Source organism: Burkholderia sp. AU33803, from assembly GCF_002223095.1.
Taxonomy (GTDB): domain Bacteria; phylum Pseudomonadota; class Gammaproteobacteria; order Burkholderiales; family Burkholderiaceae; genus Burkholderia.
Genome location: NZ_NKFJ01000008.1, coordinates 169,889 through 191,398, shown reverse-complemented (window position 1 = coordinate 191,398; position 21,510 = coordinate 169,889). Strand labels below are relative to the sequence as shown.

At 65.3% G+C, this 21,510-nt stretch carries 22 protein-coding genes and 2 pseudogenes; 8 read left to right on the top strand and 16 right to left on the bottom strand.

The window, feature by feature from the left end; genetic code table 11:
- The first annotated feature begins 6 nt into the window (after positions 1-6).
- Positions 7-1,299: an NRAMP family divalent metal transporter gene (locus CFB41_RS32415; protein WP_089459739.1), complete on the top strand. Its 1,293-nt coding sequence runs from the start codon at positions 7-9 to the stop codon at positions 1,297-1,299.
- 386 nt (positions 1,300-1,685) lie between these two features.
- The gene (locus CFB41_RS32410) at positions 1,686-1,925 is read left to right on the top strand and encodes a hypothetical protein (protein ID WP_256941368.1); all 240 of its coding nucleotides are present in this window, start codon (positions 1,686-1,688) and stop codon (positions 1,923-1,925) included.
- Positions 1,926-1,999: 74 nt separating this feature from the next.
- Here the strand turns inward: CFB41_RS32410 and CFB41_RS38815 are convergent.
- The 4 genes and pseudogenes from CFB41_RS38815 to CFB41_RS32390 all read right to left on the bottom strand — a co-directional run.
- Positions 2,000-2,206 (bottom strand): annotated as a pseudogene (locus CFB41_RS38815) (MFS transporter); the annotation flags it as partial.
- A 69-nt stretch (positions 2,207-2,275) separates the two neighbouring features.
- Positions 2,276-2,590, bottom strand: coding sequence for a hypothetical protein (locus tag CFB41_RS32400; protein WP_046546935.1), 315 nt, complete (start codon positions 2,588-2,590; stop codon positions 2,276-2,278).
- 180 nt (positions 2,591-2,770) lie between these two features.
- Positions 2,771-3,472 (bottom strand): hypothetical protein, encoded by a 702-nt coding sequence (locus tag CFB41_RS32395; protein WP_089459409.1) that lies wholly within the window; start codon positions 3,470-3,472, stop codon positions 2,771-2,773.
- On the bottom strand, positions 3,460-4,149 hold the full coding sequence (locus CFB41_RS32390; protein WP_089459408.1) for a hypothetical protein: 690 nt from the start codon (positions 4,147-4,149) through the stop codon (positions 3,460-3,462). Before CFB41_RS32390 ends, CFB41_RS32395 begins: the two co-directional genes overlap by 13 nt.
- Before the next feature lie 328 nt (positions 4,150-4,477).
- On the opposite strand from CFB41_RS32390, the gene CFB41_RS32385 reads away from it, so the two are divergent.
- Positions 4,478-4,999, top strand: coding sequence for a fasciclin domain-containing protein (locus tag CFB41_RS32385; RefSeq protein WP_242808803.1), 522 nt, complete (start codon positions 4,478-4,480; stop codon positions 4,997-4,999).
- Positions 5,000-5,162: 163 nt separating this feature from the next.
- On the opposite strand, the gene CFB41_RS32380 is transcribed toward CFB41_RS32385, so the two are convergent.
- A complete protein-coding gene (locus CFB41_RS32380) occupies positions 5,163-6,683 on the bottom strand; it encodes a deoxyribodipyrimidine photo-lyase (RefSeq protein ID WP_089459407.1) in 1,521 nt (506 codons plus the stop codon).
- Between the two features lie 74 nt (positions 6,684-6,757).
- Positions 6,758-7,375: a DUF2878 domain-containing protein gene (locus CFB41_RS32375; RefSeq protein WP_089459406.1), complete on the bottom strand. Its 618-nt coding sequence runs from the start codon at positions 7,373-7,375 to the stop codon at positions 6,758-6,760.
- A gap of 354 nt (positions 7,376-7,729) precedes the next feature.
- Between CFB41_RS32375 and CFB41_RS32370 the strand changes: the two genes are divergently transcribed.
- On the top strand, positions 7,730-8,689 hold the full coding sequence (locus tag CFB41_RS32370; protein ID WP_089459738.1) for an alpha/beta hydrolase: 960 nt from the start codon (positions 7,730-7,732) through the stop codon (positions 8,687-8,689).
- 84 nt (positions 8,690-8,773) lie between these two features.
- On the opposite strand, the gene CFB41_RS32365 is transcribed toward CFB41_RS32370, so the two are convergent.
- On the bottom strand, positions 8,774-9,745 hold the full coding sequence (locus CFB41_RS32365; protein WP_089459405.1) for a MerR family transcriptional regulator: 972 nt from the start codon (positions 9,743-9,745) through the stop codon (positions 8,774-8,776).
- A 213-nt stretch (positions 9,746-9,958) separates the two neighbouring features.
- Between CFB41_RS32365 and CFB41_RS32360 the strand changes: the two genes are divergently transcribed.
- Positions 9,959-11,488, top strand: a complete 1,530-nt coding sequence (locus CFB41_RS32360) for a cryptochrome/photolyase family protein (RefSeq protein ID WP_089459404.1) — start codon at positions 9,959-9,961, stop codon at positions 11,486-11,488.
- Between the two features lie 26 nt (positions 11,489-11,514).
- Here the strand turns inward: CFB41_RS32360 and CFB41_RS32355 are convergent, their stop codons facing one another.
- Positions 11,515-12,528 carry an NAD(P)/FAD-dependent oxidoreductase gene (locus CFB41_RS32355; protein ID WP_089459403.1) on the bottom strand — a complete coding sequence of 338 codons (1,014 nt, stop codon included), beginning with the start codon at positions 12,526-12,528 and terminating at the stop codon, positions 11,515-11,517.
- Positions 12,529-12,801: 273 nt separating this feature from the next.
- Here CFB41_RS32355 and CFB41_RS32350 point away from each other — a divergent pair, with 273 nt between their 5' ends.
- The 3 genes and pseudogenes from CFB41_RS32350 to CFB41_RS38910 all read left to right on the top strand — a co-directional run.
- Complete coding sequence (locus CFB41_RS32350) at positions 12,802-13,554, top strand: SDR family NAD(P)-dependent oxidoreductase (RefSeq protein ID WP_089444265.1); 753 nt, start codon at positions 12,802-12,804, stop codon at positions 13,552-13,554.
- 1 nt (position 13,555) lies between these two features.
- The gene (locus tag CFB41_RS32345) at positions 13,556-14,008 is read left to right on the top strand and encodes a DUF3429 domain-containing protein (protein ID WP_089459402.1); all 453 of its coding nucleotides are present in this window, start codon (positions 13,556-13,558) and stop codon (positions 14,006-14,008) included.
- Positions 14,009-14,063: 55 nt separating this feature from the next.
- Positions 14,064-14,147 (top strand): annotated as a pseudogene (locus CFB41_RS38910) (succinate dehydrogenase, cytochrome b556 subunit); the annotation flags it as partial.
- 82 nt (positions 14,148-14,229) lie between these two features.
- Here CFB41_RS38910 and CFB41_RS32340 read toward each other — a convergent pair.
- The 8 genes from CFB41_RS32340 to CFB41_RS32305 form a co-directional block, all read right to left on the bottom strand.
- Complete coding sequence (locus CFB41_RS32340; protein ID WP_089459401.1) at positions 14,230-14,934, bottom strand: sigma-70 family RNA polymerase sigma factor; 705 nt, start codon at positions 14,932-14,934, stop codon at positions 14,230-14,232.
- Positions 14,935-15,049: 115 nt separating this feature from the next.
- A complete protein-coding gene (gene folE / locus CFB41_RS32335; RefSeq protein WP_089459400.1) occupies positions 15,050-15,781 on the bottom strand; it encodes a GTP cyclohydrolase I in 732 nt (243 codons plus the stop codon).
- A gap of 133 nt (positions 15,782-15,914) precedes the next feature.
- Positions 15,915-16,850, bottom strand: coding sequence for a hypothetical protein (locus CFB41_RS32330; protein WP_256941330.1), 936 nt, complete (start codon positions 16,848-16,850; stop codon positions 15,915-15,917).
- Between the two features lie 449 nt (positions 16,851-17,299).
- Positions 17,300-17,458, bottom strand: a complete 159-nt coding sequence (locus CFB41_RS32325) for a DUF2256 domain-containing protein (protein WP_373558640.1) — start codon at positions 17,456-17,458, stop codon at positions 17,300-17,302.
- A gap of 110 nt (positions 17,459-17,568) precedes the next feature.
- A complete protein-coding gene (locus CFB41_RS32320) occupies positions 17,569-18,108 on the bottom strand; it encodes a chalcone isomerase family protein (protein WP_089459397.1) in 540 nt (179 codons plus the stop codon).
- Between the two features lies 1 nt (position 18,109).
- On the bottom strand, positions 18,110-19,327 hold the full coding sequence (locus CFB41_RS32315) for a cyclopropane-fatty-acyl-phospholipid synthase family protein (RefSeq protein ID WP_089444258.1): 1,218 nt from the start codon (positions 19,325-19,327) through the stop codon (positions 18,110-18,112).
- Positions 19,324-20,178, bottom strand: coding sequence for a DUF1365 domain-containing protein (locus CFB41_RS32310; protein ID WP_089459396.1), 855 nt, complete (start codon positions 20,176-20,178; stop codon positions 19,324-19,326). Before CFB41_RS32310 ends, CFB41_RS32315 begins: the two co-directional genes overlap by 4 nt.
- The gene (locus CFB41_RS32305) at positions 20,175-21,461 is read right to left on the bottom strand and encodes an NAD(P)/FAD-dependent oxidoreductase (RefSeq protein WP_370539153.1); all 1,287 of its coding nucleotides are present in this window, start codon (positions 21,459-21,461) and stop codon (positions 20,175-20,177) included. Before CFB41_RS32305 ends, CFB41_RS32310 begins: the two co-directional genes overlap by 4 nt.
- Positions 21,462-21,510 lie beyond the last annotated feature (49 nt).

Genomic DNA, 21,510 nt, shown 5'->3' with positions numbered 1-21,510 from the left:
GCCATCATGAACGACCCTGAACCGCTCGAATTCGAGAAGTCCGCGCATGCGCCCACCGGCCCGAACTGGGTACGTCGGCTTGGCCCCGGCTTGATTACCGGCGCGGCCGACGACGATCCGTCGGGCATTGGTACGTATTCGCAAGCCGGCGCGCAGTTCGGATTCGAATTGCTGTGGACCCTCCTCCTGACCTACCCGCTCATGACGGCCATCCAGCTGGTGAGCGCGCGGATCGGGCGAGTGACCGGCAAGGGGCTGGCGTCGAACATGCGGGCTCACTACCCGATGTGGATGCTCTATAGCGCGGTCGTGCTGCTGATGATCGCCAACGTCATCAACATCGCCGCCGACCTGTCGGCGATGGGCGCCGCGGCCGGCTTGCTGTTCCCCGGGCCGCACCAGCTCTACGTGGTCGGGCTGGGTGGCCTGTCGGTCGTGCTTCAGGTGTTCGTTCCCTATGAACGGTACGCACGCCTTCTCAAGTGGACGGCGCTGATCCTGCTCGCTTATGTGGCGGTGGCGTTGATCGTCCCGATCCGGTGGAGCGAGGTGGGCCGTGCGATCGTATGGCCGCATATCGCGCTGACGTCGGACTACCTCACGACGGTCGTCGCTGTCCTCGGTACGACCATCAGCCCGTACCTGTTCTTCTGGCAGGCCTCGCAGGAAGTCGAGGAGCTGGAGTCCGCGCCGCGCGAGGGGCCGCTTTGCCGCGTTCCCCACCAGGCCCCGGCGCAACTGCGCCGAATCAGTTTCGACACCTGGCTGGGGATGGGCGTATCGAATGTCATTGCCTTCTTCATCGTGCTCACCGCGGCGGCGACGCTGCATACGCACCACATCGAGGTCAAGACGTCGGCTGACGCCGCGCGGGCCCTTGCCCCGATCGCCGGTCACTTCGCTTATATGCTGTTCGCGCTCGGGATCGTCGGTACCGGCCTGCTGGCGCTGCCGGTGCTCGCCGGGTCGACCGCCTACGCGGCTGCCGGCACATTCCGCTGGCGCAATAGCCTCGCCCTGAAGTTGACGCTCGCGCGGGAATTCTATGCGGTCATCGCACTGGCAACCGTGGGCGGCGTTGCCATCACGTTCATGCATTTCGATCCGATCCGGGCGTTGTATTGGAGCGCGGTGATCAACGGGGTAACGGCGGTCCCCATCATGGTCATCATGATGCTGATGGCGCGGAGCAAGCGGGTCATGGGGGAGTTCGCGGTTGCGGGGCCGCTTGCGTGGGGAGGGTGGCTTGCAACACTTGCAATGGCAATTGCAGCCGCGGGGATTTTTGTGCCGGGCTGAAGTCCGGCAGGCGGCCCCGGGAGTCGCCGAAAAGATCGATTGGCTCGGCGTCCTATTCCCGCATGGCGGCCTCCGATGCGTGGCCGGTGCCGGTTGGTTTCGGTATTCGACATAGCCGATTCATTCGGCACCGGTCTTCACCTGGAGCGGCAAAAGGACGAAGGGGCGCAGAGCGGTGACGCGTGACCTTGGCGAGCGCCGAGGAAACTGAACTCGACGCGCTGCTGCTTGTCCATCACGAGTGGCTTGCGTCCATCGCTACCTTGAGGTGATGGAGCGGGCGGCCCGGGCACCGGCCGCTGCGGTGCAGGCGGCAAGCGATGCGATGGCGGCGGATTCGCCTCGCGCGCCGCGTCATCGCAGCGACATCTTTCTCGCGTAAATCTATGGCATTTCGCCAGTCGGCGAAGTACCGTTTTTCTCAAGGAATACCGACCATGGCGGCAAAACGCCTTCGCATCAACATGATTACTCGTCGCCAGTCGACGTTCGATGGCCGGCATCTCGACACCGAGGCGGCACGCCGCTTCGACGCGCACACGCAGGATGCGACGCCTGCTCGTCTGAAAGGCACGCCGGGCGCCGAGGCCGAATGGCTGCCGCGCGTGAAGGTCAGCGAACGATAATCCGGTGACGCCGGACGAGCCGCCGCGCGATAGCGGCGATCTCGCCGTCCGGCGGCTTTTTCAATGTCAGACCGGCTCATGGCCGGCGCGGCAAGGTTGGCGAGATACAAGCCCGCCGGCCAGCCTGACTGCGGCCACGACGCAACGAAATCGCGATACGCATTGGTGCGTGCCCGCTCCATCGACATCGGGGCCGAGCCGCCCCATTCACCGCCCACGCCAACGCCCTGGATGAAACGCAATACGGTGGGGATAACGGCGCCCCGGATGCCGATCGCTGCGGCAAGTCGGAACACAGCGGCCATGCGACCGAGGTGATCGACGGTGTGCCGACCTGGCCTGCTCACCCTTTATGCGTCTTTCAACCAGGGCATTTCCACGGGTGACACGACCAGTTGCCGGAATTCGCGTTTCAGATCGAAGATGAACCCGACCAGGATCATGGAGTCGGCGTAAGGGATCGGAAAGACATGCGGATTTTCCGGCGTACGCAGCGGGCGCTCGGGGCTGTCGACCGTCGCCGCAGCGTTCTCGCGAACGCTTTCCAGTTCGTCGGCCATGGCCGGGCCACTGATTTGCAGCACTCGGCTACGCAGGTCACTGAAGGGCTCGATGCGCGCAGCGTCTTCGTGGTATTCGGGCACTTCGTAAACAAACCAGGACATTTTTCGTCTCCTGTGAGAAGGGGCGCTATTCTAACGCCGCGCGAGGATGCACCGAGCGTCGCGCGGCGGAATTCCTGGACTGGTTTGTGTCGTCAGCCCGAGGCGAGTGCCCCACGCGAGATCTTGATCCTTTTCTCGTTGTACCTGCGTGACATCGAGCCTCCCGTTCACGAGCCCGGTTTATCCCGCTTGCCTGACCGCGGTAGACATGTACTGTTCGCGGACGGCCAGCCCTCCGTATGGCAGGTGGGACGCGGTGACCGTTGCTACGTAATCCGAATAGGCGTAGCTCACCCGTGCAACCGCCACGGGTTTGCCTATCAGCGATTCCAGCGTCGTATCTCCCGACACGGATGTGGGTGCGCCGAGCACATCGTGCAGATTCCGCACGGCGATCTGCCAGCTTCGTCGCGTTTCATCTACGGACATGTCACGACGGTACACATTGACGGCCATCAACGTATGATCCGGCGCGAAACTGAACCATATTTCGCTCACGGGTGGGCCATTCGAGCCGAGCGATTCGGCTGGCACGCCTCGACAGCGCAGGTAGCGCAAGCCTCGGGACAATTCGACGCACTGCGCGTTGTATCGCGACATTCTTTCCGACACTTCCGCCTCCGTACTGCGATCGAGCTGCAGGCCGAACGCAGGACGGTGGGCGGCCGCCGATACACCTTTCTCCTGCAAAATCGCTTTGTTGCGAATCGACAGCACCGTTCGGGAGTCGACGGAATCCACCGGACACTTCACGCCCAGCTCGGTGAGGAGCCGTCGCCCTTGTGTCGTGTGCAACCCGCCGATCCCGGCAACACTCACGGAGAGTGCCGCAACGACCCACGCGATCACGTGGGTCCTTCGCAACGCCGTCAGCCCGTACATGATGTTGCAACCGTCGGAGGAAGATACACGGGGCCGCCGGGTGTGGCGCTGATGATGGTATTACGCAGGTTGAAGAGGGTGGGTACCGCACTGAACTGGAATTTTGTGCCGACCGGGATGCCGGCAGAGTTTTTCTCGGTGAGCGTGTACGTTCCATTGGTCGTCGACGTCAGTGCGGCAAAGTCCGCGGCCGGGAGCTTGCTTTGCAGCGTCGCGACGAGATCCACCATGAACTGGTCGAACACGCAGCCTGGAACGCCGACGTCGTTATGGGCCGTCGTCATGTCTTGACACATCTCCGGCTGGGCGTCGATGTCGCCGGCCACCTTGACGGGGCCAGGGTAGGTGTACGGACCGCCGAGGAGCGCTTCAAACTGCAGCGTGAGACAGGCTTCAAGCCGCGCAGGGGTGTCATGGGCGGCACTGCTGTGGCTCGCATTACCGGATACCGCCGCGAAATAGGGGGCTTCGACCGGGTCCGCCAACAGGCCTGCGACGGCTGCATTGACCACGCCGGCCACCACGCCGGGGGCCGCCGAATCACCGCCGAGCGCGGTCCAGATGGCCAGATTCTCCGGATGTTGGGCTGCCACGGGCGCAATGTCGTCTCCGCCTCCGCAAGCGCTGAGCGCGAACGGCGCCGCTGCGGCAACGACGATACCGATGAAAAGCTTCATGAGTTGTCTCCTCTGGATGCCATCGCGACGCCATTTCCCGAGGTGGGACACCGAGCACCTTGGCTGGATGACATACGCAGATACGGTGGCGGAGCGAGAGCGGATGCAGGGGCGGGTGAAGACGGGCAGGATTTTCGACACCCGGGCCGTTTCCTGGATCGCGGATCTGTTTGCGATGAAGGGTTCAACCGTGCATCCGCTGCGCGGCTCGACTCGTATCTCCGATTGCTTCCAGCCAACGGCGGCAATTTTACGGAGTACGAAAATGAAATCCTTCAGCAAAGCAAAACTGGGTGGCGTGGCGCTCGCCCTTGCATTCGCAACGTGCATGTACGCGCAGGCCACCGAGGCAGGATCCATGTCGATGGAGCAGACGGTCGAGGTGGGTGGCGCTGCGATGTACCCGTCGAGGAACATCGTCGAAAACGCGATGAATTCTCATGACCACACGACGCTGGTCGCAGCGGTCAAGGCGGGTGGGCTGGTCGACACATTGTCGAGCAAGGGGCCCTTCACGGTATTTGCACCGACCAACGAAGCATTCGCCGCGTTGCCGGCCGGCACGGTGCAGACATTATTGAAGCCGGAGAACAAGGCTGTGCTCGTCAAGGTGTTGACGTATCACGTCGTACCCGGACGACTCACGGCATTCGACCTTGCCAGGGCGGTCGAGCAAGGTGGCGGCAAGGCGACGCTGAAGACGGTCGAAGGCGATTCCCTGGTCGTCAGCCATGGCGCGAACGGGCTGGCCGTGACCGATGACAAGGGCAATGTCGCGCACGTCACGATCGGCGATGTCATTCAGTCCAATGGCGTGATTCACGTGGTCGACTCCGTGCTGATGCCCTGATACTTCAGCTTGTACCGGGAAGAAGGCGTGATGTGCGGAGGCAGGCCGGGCGCTTGCACATCACGTCGCCCCCCGGCTTGTCGTCGGGGCGCCCCCGTCACACGGTCGAGCCCGAACGTTTCAATCGGCCATTCGTGATTCGATTCCGGCCGGCAATCGAGCGTCACTTCATTTGGCTCTGTGTATTCAGGATCTCTACCGCACCGAGGGCGCGCGCACGTGCATCCTGGTGATCCACGATCGGAAAGGGATAATTTGCGCCGAGCGCGATGGATGCTTGTTGCAGCGCTTCAGTGGAAGCGACCCATGGGCTGTGGACCGCTTCGGCGGGGAGTGCAGATAGTTCGGGCACCCATCGCCGCGTGTATTCGCCTTTCGGGTCGAACTTCTTCCCCTGCAAAACAGGATTGAAGATTCGAAAATACGGGGCTGCGTCGGCGCCGCTTCCTGACACCCATTGCCACCCGGCAGGATTGCTTGCCTCGTCCGCGTCAACCAGCGTATCCCAGAACCATGCTTCGCCCTCGCGCCAATCGATCAGCAAGTGCTTGGTGAGAAATGACGCTGTCACCATGCGCACGCGGTTGTGCATCCAGCCCGTGCGCCAAAGCTCGCGCATGCCGGCGTCGACCAGCGGGTATCCTGTTTTCCCCGTTTGCCACGCGCGAAGCGCGTTGGCGTCGGTGCGCCACGGCATGGCGTCGAACTGACGCCGAAAATTGAACTGATGAAGGGGTTTGCAGTGATAGAGAAGGTAATACGAGAATTCTCTCCATCCGAGTTCACTGAAGAACTTGTTCAACGACTCATTTCTGGCATCGTCGATGCGCACCACTCGCCTGCTTCGCAGGGTGTCTACCGCTGATAACGTCGCGTACCACACCTGCCGGGGCGAGATATTTCCGAAGCGAAGATACGGAGAAAGCCGGCTCGTCGCCTGAGCGGCCGGAAAATCTCGAGCGCCGGCATAGTCGGAAAACGAGTTTTCAATGAAGGCCTCGAGTTGACGCCCGGCCGCTTCCTCGCCGCATCGCCAGGTCGCACGCAGACCCTCCGCCCAGTCCGGCGTCGAGGGCTGCAGCGCAAGTTCGGGGAGCGTGCAGACGTGTGCGCTGACGTTTCTGGAGACGGGAAAGAACGTGACCCGTGCGGGCGCCGGCAGCGGGCACGGCGGGAAAAAATTATCGCGGCGGGCGGCTCTCCAGTACGCGGTGAATACCTGGAACGGCATGCCTTCGCGCGTGGCGACTGTCCAGGGTTCCCGCAAAAGATGGCCATTGAATGTCGACACGTCGATACCGCGCCCGATCAAGTCTTGCTTGATCGATGCATCCATTTCCGTTTGCGCTTTCGCGTAGCGGCGATTCCAGAGAACCATTACCGCCTGGGTCTCGACGGCGAGGCTTCTGATGGCTTCGTGTTCGTTACCGCGAAGCACGAGCAGCGAGCCGCCGAGAGCGGCAAGCGAGTCATCGAGTGTTCTCAGGGACTCGTGCAGCCACCACTGTTGCGCGCCCCCCATGGGACGCCCGTGCTTCGGGGCCGGGTCGTAGACGTAGACGCAAACAACAGGATGGCCGGTACTGACCGCATGAGAGAGTGCGGGATTGTCGCCGATTCGTTGATCATCCCGAAACCAAACGATGACGGGGCGGGATTCATACGGCAATTCGGAGCGGGTCATGTGCGTAGCCTGAGAAGGTGCGTGGGCAATTTGAACGGGATCGGCGATAAAGCCGGCTTGCGGGGCTCCCGCCTCTATCCGGCGCGGGCGTCGTTCATGTCGTCTGCGCCGATTGGCGCAGGAGAATGGTTCGCTACGCCATCCCAATGGCTTGCAATCGCCAGCGCGGCCGGCAAGATGAACGCCCAGCCGGTTGCGATGACGACGAGCGCTGCAGCCGGATCCTTGAAATGAACGGCGCCCAGCGCCGCACCGGCGCGAAAGGACGCCGGGCCTGCGATTGCGCCGACGAGCGCCGAGATGAGCGGTCGCGCTCGAAGCCAGTGCAGCACGGTATTGAGTTGAATCGCGAACAGCGCCCACAGCCCCGCGAGCCAGTACGGCGCTGTCCCTTCGAGAAAAACGCCGTTCGGGTACACGAGCAGGCCGGAATGGGCAACGGCGCTGTCCCATAACCACCCGAACACCGTGACCGTGATCACGATCCGCGCTTCGGATGTGGGTCGACGCGCGAAGAGAAGATGGCCGACTGTCGCGATCAGCGCATACGTGACGCCCCACGCGGCGTGATGCGCTGCGGCCGTCATCACGCAGACCAGCCATCCTGTTTGGGTCGTCGCGAGATAGACGGACAGGCGAGCGGCATGAGAATTCTGCGTTTTGGACGTCAGTTGATTGGGACTGCTTCTCATGATCGCTCGCGCGGGATCGGCAACGGCATGCTCGCCATGCCGCCCGGTCGACGTTGCATCTTGGGGAATGCGGCAGGTAGAACGTTCATGGCAGGCGGCTCTCACTATCGTCGACGAGCGGATCCACCACCGCACGATTGCTACGCAGGGAGCGATAGTCGGCGTTCCGCGTTGATTCACTTATCCATTCCACATACGGCTCTCCATTGCGGACGGATGCACTTGCGCAGGGAAGATCGGGCTGTCGTTAAGGGGGCGGATGCCGTGCGATGCATGCATCCGTTTGCGCGTAGGCCCCGTAAACGACAGACAAGGCGGCGGATGCGGCCGGAATCGCCGGAGATGGGGATCCTCATGAACATGAAAGCCGGACTTGTCGTCCTGTCGGTGCTGCTCGCGGCCGGTCTCCTCGCCGCGTGTAGCCCGGTGCGGATCCTGAATGCGCTGACGCCGAGCTACACGTTCAGCCTGTTCGCCGGTATCCCGTACGGAGCCGGCGAACGCCACGTGCTCGACGTCTACTTGCCCACGCGCGTCTTGCGTCACTGGCCGGCCGATGCGAGCGCGGGCGCCCCGGTGGTCGTGTTCTTTTACGGCGGAAGCTGGCAGTCCGGCGAACGCAACGACTATCTGTTCGTGGGCGAGGCGCTCGCGTCGCGGGGCTTTGTTGCCGTCTTACCCGACTACAGGACGTATCCGGCGACCACCTTTCCCGGTTTCATCGACGATGCGGCGCAGGCGGTGGCGTGGGCACGCGAGCACGCGGTTGCGTTCGGCGGCGATCCACGTCGCCTGTTTCTGATGGGGCATTCTGCCGGCGCACAGATTGCCGCGTTGCTTGCGACCGACGGCAGCTATCTGGCGGCACGGGAGATGAGCAAGAGCGATATCGCCGGCGTGATTGGCCTGGCCGGCGCTTACGATTTCCTGCCGCTGCGCGACACAACGCTTGAGAGGATCTTCCCGCAGGAAGCGCGTGCCGCGAGCCAGCCCATTCGATTCATCGAGGGTACGGAGCCGCCGATGTGGCTGGCCGTCGCGGAGAACGACACGGTGGTCGAGCCCGGCAACACGACCCGCTTCGCGCGCGCGCTGCAAGACAGGGGCGATACCGTCGTGGTCATGCGTTACGGGAACGTGAGCCATGCGTCGATCGTCGGTGTGCTGGGCGCGCCGTTGCGACGCGTGGCGCCCGTGCTCGACGATCTCTCCGCGTTCGTGGATCGCGTCGCGAATGCGTCGAATGCCGGCACCACGAGCACGCCGCCGGCAGCGCCTGCCGCAGTGGCTCGCTCCTCGGTTTCGGCTCGGTGATCGAGGCAAGCCCCGGATTGCACGCGAAAGCGCATCGCCGCCTGTCGTCGTGGCAGGCCGGAACGGCCGGCGGCGCTTGCCGTGCTATAGCGCCTTCAGTTCCGGCGGCGTTCCGCCCAATCCCTCTTCGCGAAGAATGACGGCCAGCGCCGTCTCGAGCAATTCGGCTGCCCGATTCGCGGCGTCGCCAAGGTGGCGATGCAGCAGCGCATCGGCCGGCGATCGCGACACGCATTCGTCGCTGTATCGCTCGAACGCACCGAGCTGCATGATCAATTCGGACAGATGCCGCGGACACTCGCATTTGACGGTGGTGGACAGGCCGCTGAGCGACGCGAGCGTCGCATCGTCGAAGCGTCGCCGGGTGCGCAGCCAGAGCCCGCGATCCGCGTCATTCGCTTGGCGCGACTTGACGACGGCTTGTGCCAGTTTCGACATGATGGCGATCGGGTTGGTCTGGCCTTCCGTCGACCGGAACAGCTCGAACCCCGACAGACGCGCCAGCTCGACCGCCTCTGCCGTGCCGAACCCGTATACGACGGCCACGGCGTGCGCGTTGAGCTGTTGCGCCAAGGCAGCGAGTTGCGAAACGACATCTTCGTGGAGCGACGTGGTCATCGCGATGAGGGCGTCGACCGGCGTATCCGCGTGCGCGCTCGCGCCGTCGAGCGAGTCGATTCGCGCGGCGATCCGGATTCCCATGCGCTCGATCGCGGATTCCGGAATCGACAGCGCGCCGACGACCGCGAGGCTCACGCTTGCCTCGTGAAACGCCGCGTCACGCGTATTCGTCAACGACAGCGCTTCGAGTTCCTCGTGGCTCAGGCTGGCGATCGAGCCGATCGCGTGGCCCTGATTGACGAGCGTTTTCAGCAAACGAATTCGCTGGACGTCGTCGTCCGAGTACATCCGTTGGCCGGACGGCGTTTTGGGCGGAGCAACCACCCCATAGCGCCGTTCCCAGATTCTCAGCGTGGCTGCCGGCATGCGAGCCAGGCGCGCGGCCTCGCCGCTGCGATAGCGATGGGGCGTATCGCGATCCTTGCGAGGGGGCATCGTTGCTCTCCTGAAGTTGACGTACCGTTGTCTCAGGATTGTACGCAGTTTGCGTGAAATACGAAGCAGGAAAGTGATTCATCTTGCGGATTTTCGTCCGAAAAGGTGGTTCGTGAAGCGCGAGCCGGCTAGAATGCTTCGCAGCGGTGCCGCGAAGTGGCGATGCAGGTGTCTCGACAACCCAGGCGGCGATCATCAATCGCGAAGCGTCCCATGAAGACTTTAAGGCTTGTCCTCGGCGATCAGCTGGACCCGAATCATCATTGGTTTTCCGATGTCCGGGCCGAAACGATCTACGTGCTGATGGAAGTTCGGCAGGAAACCGACTACACGCTCCATCACGCTCAGAAGCTGATCGCCATCTTTGCGGCGATGCGCCGCTTCGCGACGCTGTTGCGCGATGCGGGCCATCGCGTGCACTACATCGAGATCGACGACCCGCTCAATCGTCAGGCCATTCCCGCCAACCTCGACAGTGTCGCCGAGCTTCATGGCGCCGCGTGCATCGAGTATCTGCTGCCGGACGAATGGCGGGTTGACCAGCAACTGAGCGCCTATGCGGAAGCGGCGAGCGTGCCGGTACGCGCGGTCGATACCGGTCATTTCCATACGACGCGCGACGAGGTCACGCAGGTGCTCGGAGCGGGCCGATCATGGATCATGGATCGCTTCTACCGGAGCATGCGCGTGCGGCATCGTGTCTTGCTCGACGGGGAAGGGCGGCCGGCAGGCGGGCAGTGGAACTACGATGCCGAGAACCGCCAGGCGTGGTCCGGCTCGCCTGCGGAACCGGCCGACTGGCGTCCGCATCACGATCATCGCGCGCTGTGGCAACAGATCGTTGCGGCGGGCGTGCGCAGCTTCGGGGAGCCGTCGGCCGGCGACTTCCGCTGGCCCGTCGATCGAGCCGAAGCGCTCGCCTGCCTCGACGCCTTCATCCTGCACGCGCTGCCGTTCTTCGGGCAGTTCCAGGACGCGATGCACGGGAGCGCGCGGCGCCTGTTCCACTCGATGCTGTCGTTCGCGCTCAATGTGAAAATGCTGAATCCGCGCGAAGTCGTCGCGCGAGCCGAGCACGCGTATCGCAGCGGTGCGGCGCCGCTTGCCGCGGTCGAAGGGTTCATCCGGCAGATCCTGGGCTGGCGCGAGTTCGTGCGCGGCGTGTACTGGGCGCGCATGCCGGGCTATGAAAACAGCAATGCGTTCGGTCATCGCCGCCCGTTGCCGCATTGGTTCTGGGATGGCCGCACGCGCATGGCCTGCATGTCGCATGCGCTGCGGCAGTCGCTCGAAGACGCGCATGCGCACCATATCCAGCGGCTGATGGTGATCGGCAACTTTGCGCTGCTGGCCGGGCTGGATCCGCACGAGGTGCATGAATGGTATCTCGGTGTCTATATCGATGCGTTCGAATGGGTCGAGATGCCGAACACGCTCGGCATGAGTCAATACGCCGACGGCGGCGCAATGGCGACCAAGCCGTACGTTTCCAGCGCCGCGTACATCCATCGGATGAGCAATTACTGCAAGGGCTGCGCGTACGACCGCAATACCCGAACCGGCGCGCGCGCATGCCCGTTCAACGCGCTGTACTGGGACTTTTTCGACCGGCACCGCGGCGCGCTGCAGCACAACCACCGGCTTGGGATGGTCTATCGGCAGCTCGCGCGCTTTGATGACGAGGCGCTCGAAGCGATTCGCATGCAGGCGGACAGCGTGGTGCGGAATATCGACTCGCTGTAGGCCGTTCCGTCATCGGTCGCCGCCGTTCAGAGCGTGATCAGGGTGTCGGCCACCGCGCCGCCGAGGCCGGTGCCGCTGAGCCACGCGCCTTCGATCTTGCCGCCGCCCAGCCAGTCGCCGCACAGTCCGATGCGCGGGCCTGCCCGCCACGCAAAGCGGCCGGGCGTCGCGACAGACGACGGCGCCGGCTCGGCATAGCGCCAGCGATGGGCGGTTGCCGTGTCGGCGGTGGCGCCCACGATGTCTCGAAAGGCATCCAGCAGCGTGCGCGTTATCTGCTCGGGCGGCGCCTCGAGATGAGCCTGGCTCCAGTCGGGCGTCGCGTGCAGCACCCACGTGCTCGCGCCGGTGCGCCCGGGCTTGGACGTGTCGTGGGCGATCCAGCCAAGCGGGCCGGAATTGACGAATGCGGCGTCGAATCCCGGGTCCGGCACATGGCCGCACTGCGCCATCACGGCCCAGGCCGGGCGCATCCCGGTACGCTGGGCAATCACCGCGAGACCCGGTTCGGCGCGCCGCAGGAGCGGGACGGCCTGCGGCGCCGGGACCGCGACGATGACGACGTCGTGACGCGCGTCCAGCGCACCATGCTCGGCCGAGATCAGTCGCCAGCCATGTTCGTCTCGCATCAACGCCGTGATCGTCGTCTCGGGCACCGTTTCGATTCCGGCCGACAGGTGCCGAGCCGGTGCAGTCATGCCCGGCATGCCGACATATCGCTGAGCTGGCGCGAGCAGTGCCCGTGGCCAGGCCGAACCGATCGATGCGACGCGCGCGGCCCACGGGGCGGCTGCGCCGCCGGCGACCCATCGCGATATTTCGGCGACGAAGGCCGGATGTTGCGCGGTGAAATACTGCGTGCCGTGATCGGCTTGCCAGCCGTCCGCGCGGCGCGTACTCATTCGCCCGCCGACGCCACGGCTTTTCTCGTACACCGTCACTCGGTGGCCCGCATCGGTGAGGACGCGCGCGCAGGCCAGCCCGGCGATTCCCGCGCCGACGATCGCGATGCGGGCGCGTGAATCGGAAAATGAGGTCATCTGATTCGTCTTAAAAAATGCAGAATATTGCGCAAATTCCTCGCGCTTATACCTGATTCTACGTCATGTTCGGCATAGGAGGGCTATATTTGAGCCGAGCGACACGTATATCGTGACTCATTTTATAAATGTGAGTCGAAATATCGCTTCATCCTGATGAGGGATGGCATAGAATAGAACTCGTAAACGAATGGCACGGCGCGGCCCGCGCCGCGCATCTGGCGGCGGTCGTCAAGCGCCGTGCGCGCAGGGCGCTTGCAAACAGGAGTCACCATGGCTTTTGTCTGGATCTGCGGGGCAACGGGGGCCGTTGGCAGCGCACTTGCGCGGCGGCTGGACGCCAAGGGCGTTTCAATGGTGCTCACCGCCCGACACGCCGACAGTCTCAGCGCCCTTGCCGACACGATGTCGCGCGAGCGCGTGGTCGTTGCGCCCGCCGACGCGACTGACGCGGTGGCGCTCGATCGGGCGCTCGAGGCAGGCATCGAGCGATTCGGCGTGCCGGACGGGCTCGCGCATTGCGTCGGCTCGATCGTCGTCAAGCCGATGCATTCGACTTCGGATTCCGAACTGTACGACGCGTTCGCGGCGAATTACTTCTCGGCATGGAACGCATTGCGCGCGTTCGTACGCGTGTTGCTCGCCGCTCAGGCCGGGGGCAGTGCGGTGCTGTTCGGCAGTGTCGCGTCGAGAACCGGGTTCCCGAACCATGAAGCCATCGCCAGCGCGAAAGCCGCGGTTGGCGCGCTCGCGCTGGTGGCGGCCGCCACCTACGCGGCGCGCGGGATTCGCGTCAACTGCATTCATCCCGGCCTGATCGTCTCGGCGATGTCCGCGCGTCTGACGAGTGCGCCGCAGGTCGCGAAGCGCTTCGCGGACGCCAATCCGCTCGGACGACTCGGTGTCGGCGACGATCCCGCCGCGCTTGCGGCGTTCCTGTTGAGCGCCGATGCGTCATGGGTGACCGGCCAGCAATTCGGCGTCGATGGCGGCCAGGGCGCGCTGATCGTTCCGCCGAGGTCATGACATGCGTGCGGCGCTGCATCGTTACCGCGTTCCCGCAGCGTTGGCACTGGCCGGGCTGGCGCCGTTCGTCGCGCTGTCGTGGCTGAGTGTCCACGCGTCGGCTGCCAATGACGATTACGTGCACGCGCTGCTGAACTACGCCGCGTGTATCGCGTCGTTCGTCGGGGCCGTGCATTGGGGTGTCGCGCTGCGCGCATCCGAATCGCCGACCCGCCAGCGAATTCTCTACGGGTGGAGCGTGATTCCCGCATTGTTGGCGTGGGCCGTGCTCATGATGCCGGGCGTCGGCGCGCGGCTCACCGGAATGGCGATCGTGCTCGTCGCCTGCGCGGCCGTCGACGGCGTCCTGTGGAGCAAGGATTTCATTCCGGCCTGGTATTTCGCGTTGCGGTGCCTGTTGACGACTGTGGCAGGTCTTTCGCTGCTGTTCGCCACGCCTTCGATGAACGGGTGAGCCGGATCCTGCCGTCACGACGTTTCGGGCAGCTCGCCGACCCGAGTGCCGGAACATCGGATTGGGCGACATCACGATGAAATATCGCAGGCCTGCGGTCGCGATGCTGCCGCTTCTCCATCGAGCCGGCGGCGGGCTGCCGCCACCGCAGCTCATGCCGATTCAACGGCCGCGCGGACCGACCCGCGCAGCGCGATCGAACCGCGAAGCGATTCGCGCGCTCATTGCTCGAGATACACCTTGAGTCGCATCAGGCTGCGGCGAATCCAGCTCTTCATCGTGCCGAGCGGCACCTGCATGCGTTCGGCCAGCTCCGCGTACGACGCGCCGCCATGAAACGCTTCCCGCAGCACATACGCCTGCCGCTCGCCCAGATGCGCGAGCCCGCGCTCCAGACGCAGGCGCTCCTGGCTCGCCTGCGCACCGAGATCGGGCGTCGGGTTTTCGTCGGGGATCGACAGCGCCAGTTCGTCGTCGAGCGGAAGCTCACGGTGCTGCCGCATCCGGTCGATGGTCCGATTGCGTGCGAGCGTCATCAGCCATGTCATCGCCGTGCCGCGTCCGGCGTCGAATGAATCGGCGCGACGCCACGCCGTCGTGAACACGTCCTGAAGCAGGTCCTCCGCTTCGTGGCGGTCGCGGATCATGCGGACGATCGCGCCGTACAGCCGCGCCGCCGTCAATCGATACAGCTGCGCGAACGCGTGCTCGTCGCCGGCGGCGACGCGCGCCAGCAATTGGTTGAGCTCCGCCTGCGCGTCGGGTGCTTCGTCCTGCTGAACGACCGCATCGGCGGTGAGTTCGGTTCTGCCGCCGGGGCGCGACCGCGCGTGGGACGCGCCCCGGCGCGGCTGCCTGCCTGAATGCGGCGTCGTCGATCGACCCTGGCCGGAAGACGGGCGGAGTGAGTCGTGCGAACAGTTCATCGGGAACTCCGTATGGCGTTGCGCTTCCTGCTGTTACGCGCACGCGCTGACGAGCGGCGCGGCGCATGGCCGGGCACGGTGCCGGCCCATGCGTCGCGCATGCCCGTCGCGCGCTTTACGCATGCTTTCCGGACAACAACGCGAGAAACTCCCGGCGAAGCGATGCGTCCGCGAGAAATTTCCCGCGCATCACGCTGTTGGTCATTTTTGCCTGGTCGTCCTTGGTGCCGCGCCAATGCATGCAGAAGTGCTCGGCCTCGAGTACGACGGCAAGCCCATCGGGCGAGATGCGCGATTCGAGGAGGTCGGCAATCTGCTTGACCGCTTCTTCCTGGATCTGCGGGCGCGTCATGACCCAGTTCACCAGCCTTCCGTACTTCGACAGGCCGATCAGATTCGACGCGGCGCTCGGCAGCACGCCGATCCAGATGCGGCCCATGATCGGGCAAAGATGATGCGAGCAGGCACTGCGCACGCGCAGCGGCCCGACGATCAGCAGCTCGTCCAGCCGCTCGACGTTCGGGAATTCGGTGACGGCCGGCGCCGCGTCGTAGCGGCCCGCGAACACTTCGCGGATGAACATCTTCGCGACGCGCCGCGCGGTTTCCCGCGTGTTGTGGTCGTTGTCGACATCGATCACGAGCGAGCGCAGCACGGCTTCCATTCCCTGCGCAACTTCGTTCTGCAGAGCATCCAGCTCCCCGTCGCGCAGGTGCACGGCGATGTTGTCGTTTGCATGGAAGCGCGCGCCCGCGTTCTCGAGCCGACGACGGATGATGTGCGACAGAGGAATGCCCTCGTCGATCGCAGTCAAGGTGTGCTCGGGAGCGTCGATCAGATTGCCCATTTCGGTTCGTTTCTCGAGGTTAGGGGGATGCGATGGATCGCGACTGAGGCGATGCGATGGTTTGCCTGTATTCGTTGCGTAAAAAACGGGTGAACGCCGCCGCTATTTCGACGACGCGTCGACCGGGTGCCGCTCACCTGCGCGCGCGCGGGCGTGCATGGCGGTCCGGCAACGTCACCGGAGATCCGGCCCGGATCCCGCACGACGGACCCACTGGCGTTGCCGGGGCCCAGCCGCCGACGTCGCGGCGGAACCGCACCACGGGGTCGTTCGCCGTCGGCGTGGCTGCGAGCATGACGGCGGCGGATTGTTGCAACGTGGTCAGGACGAATGTGTGGTCGATGCGCCCGCCCACCGAGCGAAACAGGTGGAACCCTGCCAGGCGGATCAACGCGAGGGCCTGCACGCTGCCGTACTCATAGATGATCGCGGCCGCGCGGACACGGCGCGCCTGTGCCAGCGACACGAATTGAATCGCCAGATTCATCTGCAACGACGAAACCTCGGCGATCAGCGCGTCGACGGCCTGGCCGGGCTGTCGTAGCGCCCGCGACACCGATTCGACGCGCTCGCTGACGTGCAGGCCGACTTGCTCGATCGTGTCGTCGGAGGCGGTCAGGCCGCCGGTGACGAGCAGCGTCGGACATGCCCGAGCCGCGACGGGGGTCGATTGCCGTTCGGGCAGTGCGCCATTCGGGCTGGCGCCTGCGCACCGGTCGGTCAGCTGTGGCGAGCGGTGCCGGCAGCGTTGGCCGCGCTGCAGCGCAGCGACCCGCAAGCGCGCTGCAATCGGCCGGTCGGGCGCCGCACCGGCGTGGTGTGACGGGCTGCGTGCCGGGGCGACGGACACGCGCACCACCAATGAAGCCGGACACGCCGGAAACCGGCGCGGCTTGATGTCGTGATTACGTGTTGGCACGGGGCCTCCCTCGGTCGATTCATGCGGCACAGCTGGATTGTATGCAAATTTTCCGGAAAGTGAAGCGGAAAAGTGATTCATGAAATAATTTGTACCGGAAGTTTGTGCGTCAAGTACCGCGTCAGCATCGGGAAATTGCGTTTTCAGCATGTGAGCGCTCATTTTTATAAGCGAATTGCGTGTCTGTATCGCATGCGAAACGACTTTCGGGGTCAATGGGATGATGATCAAGGTGGGTCAAGATGGGCCGGGAAGTACGCAGGATGGCATGCGATTTCGATGCATGAATCGATCGTGTCTCGCATTTGTGAGTCGATGCTACGGGATCCGGCCTGCGGCCGCTCGCGCCAACGAACATGGCCGGGCGTTCACGCAGGCGTCGGGCAACTGGGACAGGCCGGAGTGAGCCGTCTGAAGGCAACCGGGCATGCAGCAATCCAGACGGCCGCGAGGAAGGGGGGCGCTCTCGCGAGCGCGCCTGCGCGCACCGGTGCCGATCGATCCGCGGTGCCCGAAACCGGGGCGAGCATTCCGTCTCGGCTCAATCGAAGCGCTATCCAGGCCCGCGCGCCGCTCGCGACCGGCTCACCAATGCGAAGTCAACGACGCGCAGCGTCTGTCTTCATGCGGGCACGCGGCCGCCGGTTCCGACGGCAACGCTCCGAGCAATATCGGACTTCGTCCCAAGCGGCTTTCCATTTCTTTCTCCAGCTGAAAGGCAAGCCGCAGGTCTCGCAGGTCTTCTCAGGCAAGTGCATCTTGTCGACCATGGCGAATCACGTAGCGAGACGGATCTCTGACGAACTGCCCGGCCGAGCGACGTTGCAGCGTCGATACACCGGACCCGTCGCCATCACTCAGCGTCGACTCAGCGCGCATCGTCGCCCAGCAACTGACGGCGCAACGCTTTTGCCCGCGTGCGCGGGTCGAGCCAGATCGCGAAGAAGGCGCGCGCGAACGCCGGGTCGGTCACGTCGGCCGTGAGGCGGCCGTTGGTGTAGAAACGTGCGCCGCGCTCGGGCATGTACACGCCGCACAGCACGTCGCCGCGCGATACGTCGGTGAACGCCCGTTCGATATCGCGGCGCCATGCATCGAGCGTCGCGGCGGGCAATGGCGCGGGTGCGAGGCGCTCGATCTCGTCCATGCCCGTCGAGACGAGCCGCTCGCCTTTCACGTCATGACGGTAGGCCAGCGACAACGCAAACGGCGTGTCGAACGCGCCCGGCGGCCGGGGCGCCCACAGCTCGGCGTCGTACAGACAGATGCCCAGGATGCAGAACCGGCCGGATCCGATCAGGCGGGCCGATGCGATGTCGTCGACGCAGCTCGCGCCGGCGGACAAGGGGGCAGCCAGCGCCGCAGCCGCGGCCGCAGCCGCAGCGAGCATCGCAAGCCGGCGCCTCATGTCAGCCGCCCGACGACACGATGAAATGCATCACGTCGGTCCGCCGCTCGGCAAATCCCGCTTCGCAATAGGCGAGATAGAGGCGCCAGGTACGAATGAACGTCTCGTCGAACCGTTGCGCGCGCACCGAGTCGATGCGCGCCTCGAACGCGGCGCGCCAGGTGCGCAGCGTGCGCGCGTAGTCGTCACCGAACGCGAACACCGGTTCGGCGGCCAGGCCGGCCCGCCGCGCGGCATCGACGAAACGCTCCGGGCTCGGCAGCATCCCGCCGGGAAAGATGAACTCGCGAATGAAGTCGCTCGACGTGCGATACGCGTCGAATAGCGACTCGATGATCGTGATCGACTGAATCAGCGCGCGCGCACCGGGCTTCAGGCGCTGCCGGAGTGTGTCGAAGTACACCGGCCAGAACGTTTCGCCCACGGCCTCGAACATCTCGATCGACACGATCGCGTCGTATTGGCCGTCGACGTCGCGATAGTCGCGCAATTCGAGCGTGACGCGATCGGACAGCCCGTCGCGCGCCATGCGCTCGCGGGCCAGCGCGTATTGCGCCTGCGAGACGGTGACGCCATGCACGCGGATGCCTTGCCGTGCGGCATGCGCGGCGAACCCGCCCCAGCCGCAGCCGATCTCGAGCACGTGCATGCCGGCGCGCAGGCCGAGCGAATCGACGATGCGCTGATACTTCGCCGTTTGCGCGTCGGCGAGCGAACGCTGCGCGTCGCCGTCGAAGCAGGCGCTCGAATACGTCCACGTGTCGTCGAGCCACAATCCGTAAAAGTCGTTGCCGAGATCGTAGTGCGCGTGGATGTTGCGGCGGCTGCCGGCCCGCGTATTCATCCTCAGCCGGTGACGCAGCGCGTACCAGAGGCGCGCCAGGCGGCCGCCGGTCACCGTCTTCGCGATCACCGGCTGGTTGCGGATCGCGAGGCGCAGCAGCGCGACGAGCTCGGGCGTGTCGATCCAGCCGGCGCGATACGCTTCCGCGAAGCCGATGTCGCCCGCGCGCAGGATCGCACGGCATGCCCGCCAGTCGCGCACCTGCAGCGTCGCGGCCGGCTGGCGGTGGGGATCGCCGAACACATGCTGAGCGCCTTCGGGCGTCACGAGCGTCAGGTGCCCGTCGTGGATTTGCCGGAGCAGCGCGATGAACAACCGGGCCGAGAGCGGCATCGCCGGTTGCGAGGCGGAAGACAGCAGGCGCAGCAAGGTCATGGTCGAGCCTCGTGATCGGACATCGCCGAGCGGCCGCGTGGCGACGCGCCCGGCGAACGGGACAATGGTGAATCGGCAGCGGCGGAACGGCCGGGGGGCGTCTTGCCGTGGAACGGCACGCGCGCGAGCCACAGCCGCAGCGCTTGCCAATGAATGCGAATGACGACGTTGATCGCGTTCAGCGGCTGCCGGGCCAGCGCGCGCCATGCGCGTGCCGCCGTCAGCGGCGCGGACCGCATGCCGATTGCCGTGCGCAGCAGCAGGCCGTCGTCGTCGCGATAGTCGATCGCCACGCTCAGATGGTCGCCGCACTGACGCACGCGAAACGCGTAGTCTCCGACGATGTCGCAAAACGGCGAGACATGAAACGTCTTGCGGCAGACGAGCACGGTGTCGGCGTCGATTGGCGCGTGGCGCGGCGCACTCAGCAGGTAGCCGTGGTGCGCACCGAACGTATTGCGCACATCGGCGTACAGCGCACGCAGCCGGCCCGCGCGGTCGTAGCAGTACCAGAAGCTCACCGGATTGAATGCGTAGCCGAAGACGCGCGGGATCGTCTGCAGCCAGATCGGGCCGTCGGCGGGGATGCCGGCGTGCGCGAGGGCATCGCGCATCCACGGGCCGAGCGCGCGGCCGTCGCGCGGGCCGTAGTCGCGGGAAGCGAGCGCGAGCGGGGCCCGGCGATCGATGCCGAACCAGCCCGCGTCGATCTCGTCCAGCCGCTCGACGTCGCAGCAGACCTGGAACATCGGATACGCGAACGCATGGCGCACCGGCCGCAGCCGTTCATGCATCACGGTGCCGACGAGCAGCCGGGCGGCCATGCCGTCGCGGGCAAAGGGCGCGTTCATGGGCGCGCCCAGGACGGCGCGATGCCGAAGCTGCGGGCGACGCGCAACGCCGATTTCAGTCCATCCTCATGGAACCCGTAGCCTGTCCACGCGCCCGCAAACCACGTATTGCGCCGCCCCTGCAGCATCGGCAGGCGATGCTGTGCATCCACGGCCGCGAGGTCGAGCAGCGGGTGCGCGTAATCGTAGCGGCCGAGCAGGGTGTCGGGCGCGGGCTCGTCGACCGGATTCAACGTGACGACCACCGGCGAGCGGAACGGCAGCGGCTGCAACTGGTTGAGCAGGTAGCTCACGCACACGGGCGATTCGCCGCCCGTGCGCCTCGGCCGGCCGCCCAGGTAGTTCCACGCCGACCACACGCGCCGCCGGCGCGGCAGCAACGCCGTATCGGTGTGAAGCACCGCGACGTTGTGCTGGTAGCGCACGGCGCCGAGCACGTCGCGCTCGGCCTTGCTGGCATCCGCGAGCAGCCCCAGGCTGGTCGGCGCATGGCACGCGAGCACGACCGCGTCGAAACGCTCGTGACCGGCTGTATCGGTCGCCACCGTCACGCCCGCGTCGTCGCGCCGTATCGCGCGCACCGGCGTATTCACCCGCACGTCGTCGAGCGTCGCGGCGATGCGCTCGACGTACTGCCGCGCGCCGCCCGCGACGGTGCGCCAGGTCGGCCGGTTGTTGACCTGCAACAACGCGTGATTCAGGCAGAAGCGCAGGAACGTCGCCGCCGGAAACCGCAGGATGTCGTTGGCCGCGCTCGACCAGATCGCGGCCGCCATCGGCAGCAGGTAGTGATGCTGGAACGATGCGCCGTAGCCGCCGGCCGTGAGCAGTTCCCCGACCGAAAGGCGCTGCCGGTTCGCCGATTCGAGGTGATCGTGCGCGGACGCGTTGAAGCGCAGGATGTCGCGCAACATCCCGAGAAAGGTCGGCGAGAACAGGTTGCGGCGTTGCGCGAACACCGTGTTCAGGTTGCTGCCGGCCCATTCGAGCCGGCCGCCGTCGACCGAAACCGAAAACGACATGTCGGTCGAATGGGCGGCTACGCCCAGTTCGTCGAACAGCGCGATCAGGTTCGGATAGGTCCGGTCGTTGAACACCAGGAAGCCCGTGTCGACGGGGTGGCATGCGCCGTCGAGGTCGACGTCGACCGTGTGCGTGTGACCGCCGAGATAGTCGGCGGCCTCGAACAGCGTCACGCGGTGACGGCGGGCCAGCAAGTACGCGCTGGCCAGGCCCGCGATGCCGGCGCCGACGACGGCGATCCGCCGGCCGGGCCGCGACATTGAAAGTTCCGGGTGCATCGCGAAGGGTCTCCGTCAGTCACAAGTGCAG

Coding starts and splice junctions, on each gene's coding strand:
- CFB41_RS32350 (WP_089444265.1), top strand. CDS start 12,802: ATGGCTTTTGTCTGGATCTGCGGGGCAACGGGGGCCGTTGGCAGCGCA.
- CFB41_RS32330 (WP_256941330.1), bottom strand. CDS start 16,850: ATGCTGAAAACGCAATTTCCCGATGCTGACGCGGTACTTGACGCACAA.
- CFB41_RS32380 (WP_089459407.1), bottom strand. CDS start 6,683: ATGACCCGCTCCGAATTGCCGTATGAATCCCGCCCCGTCATCGTTTGG.
- CFB41_RS32390 (WP_089459408.1), bottom strand. CDS start 4,149: ATGAAGCTTTTCATCGGTATCGTCGTTGCCGCAGCGGCGCCGTTCGCG.
- CFB41_RS32355 (WP_089459403.1), bottom strand. CDS start 12,528: ATGACCTCATTTTCCGATTCACGCGCCCGCATCGCGATCGTCGGCGCG.
- CFB41_RS32360 (WP_089459404.1), top strand. CDS start 9,959: ATGAAGACTTTAAGGCTTGTCCTCGGCGATCAGCTGGACCCGAATCAT.
- CFB41_RS32340 (WP_089459401.1), bottom strand. CDS start 14,934: ATGAACTGTTCGCACGACTCACTCCGCCCGTCTTCCGGCCAGGGTCGA.
- CFB41_RS32345 (WP_089459402.1), top strand. CDS start 13,556: ATGCGTGCGGCGCTGCATCGTTACCGCGTTCCCGCAGCGTTGGCACTG.
- CFB41_RS32385 (WP_242808803.1), top strand. CDS start 4,478: ATGTACGCGCAGGCCACCGAGGCAGGATCCATGTCGATGGAGCAGACG.
- CFB41_RS32365 (WP_089459405.1), bottom strand. CDS start 9,745: ATGCCCCCTCGCAAGGATCGCGATACGCCCCATCGCTATCGCAGCGGC.
- CFB41_RS32310 (WP_089459396.1), bottom strand. CDS start 20,178: ATGAACGCGCCCTTTGCCCGCGACGGCATGGCCGCCCGGCTGCTCGTC.
- CFB41_RS32320 (WP_089459397.1), bottom strand. CDS start 18,108: ATGAGGCGCCGGCTTGCGATGCTCGCTGCGGCTGCGGCCGCGGCTGCG.
- CFB41_RS32325 (WP_373558640.1), bottom strand. CDS start 17,458: ATGCACTTGCCTGAGAAGACCTGCGAGACCTGCGGCTTGCCTTTCAGC.
- CFB41_RS32400 (WP_046546935.1), bottom strand. CDS start 2,590: ATGTCCTGGTTTGTTTACGAAGTGCCCGAATACCACGAAGACGCTGCG.
- CFB41_RS32410 (WP_256941368.1), top strand. CDS start 1,686: ATGGCATTTCGCCAGTCGGCGAAGTACCGTTTTTCTCAAGGAATACCG.
- CFB41_RS32370 (WP_089459738.1), top strand. CDS start 7,730: ATGAACATGAAAGCCGGACTTGTCGTCCTGTCGGTGCTGCTCGCGGCC.
- CFB41_RS32395 (WP_089459409.1), bottom strand. CDS start 3,472: ATGTACGGGCTGACGGCGTTGCGAAGGACCCACGTGATCGCGTGGGTC.
- folE (WP_089459400.1), bottom strand. CDS start 15,781: ATGGGCAATCTGATCGACGCTCCCGAGCACACCTTGACTGCGATCGAC.
- CFB41_RS32415 (WP_089459739.1), top strand. CDS start 7: ATGAACGACCCTGAACCGCTCGAATTCGAGAAGTCCGCGCATGCGCCC.
- CFB41_RS32315 (WP_089444258.1), bottom strand. CDS start 19,327: ATGACCTTGCTGCGCCTGCTGTCTTCCGCCTCGCAACCGGCGATGCCG.
- CFB41_RS32375 (WP_089459406.1), bottom strand. CDS start 7,375: ATGAGAAGCAGTCCCAATCAACTGACGTCCAAAACGCAGAATTCTCAT.
- CFB41_RS32305 (WP_370539153.1), bottom strand. CDS start 21,461: ATGTCGCGGCCCGGCCGGCGGATCGCCGTCGTCGGCGCCGGCATCGCG.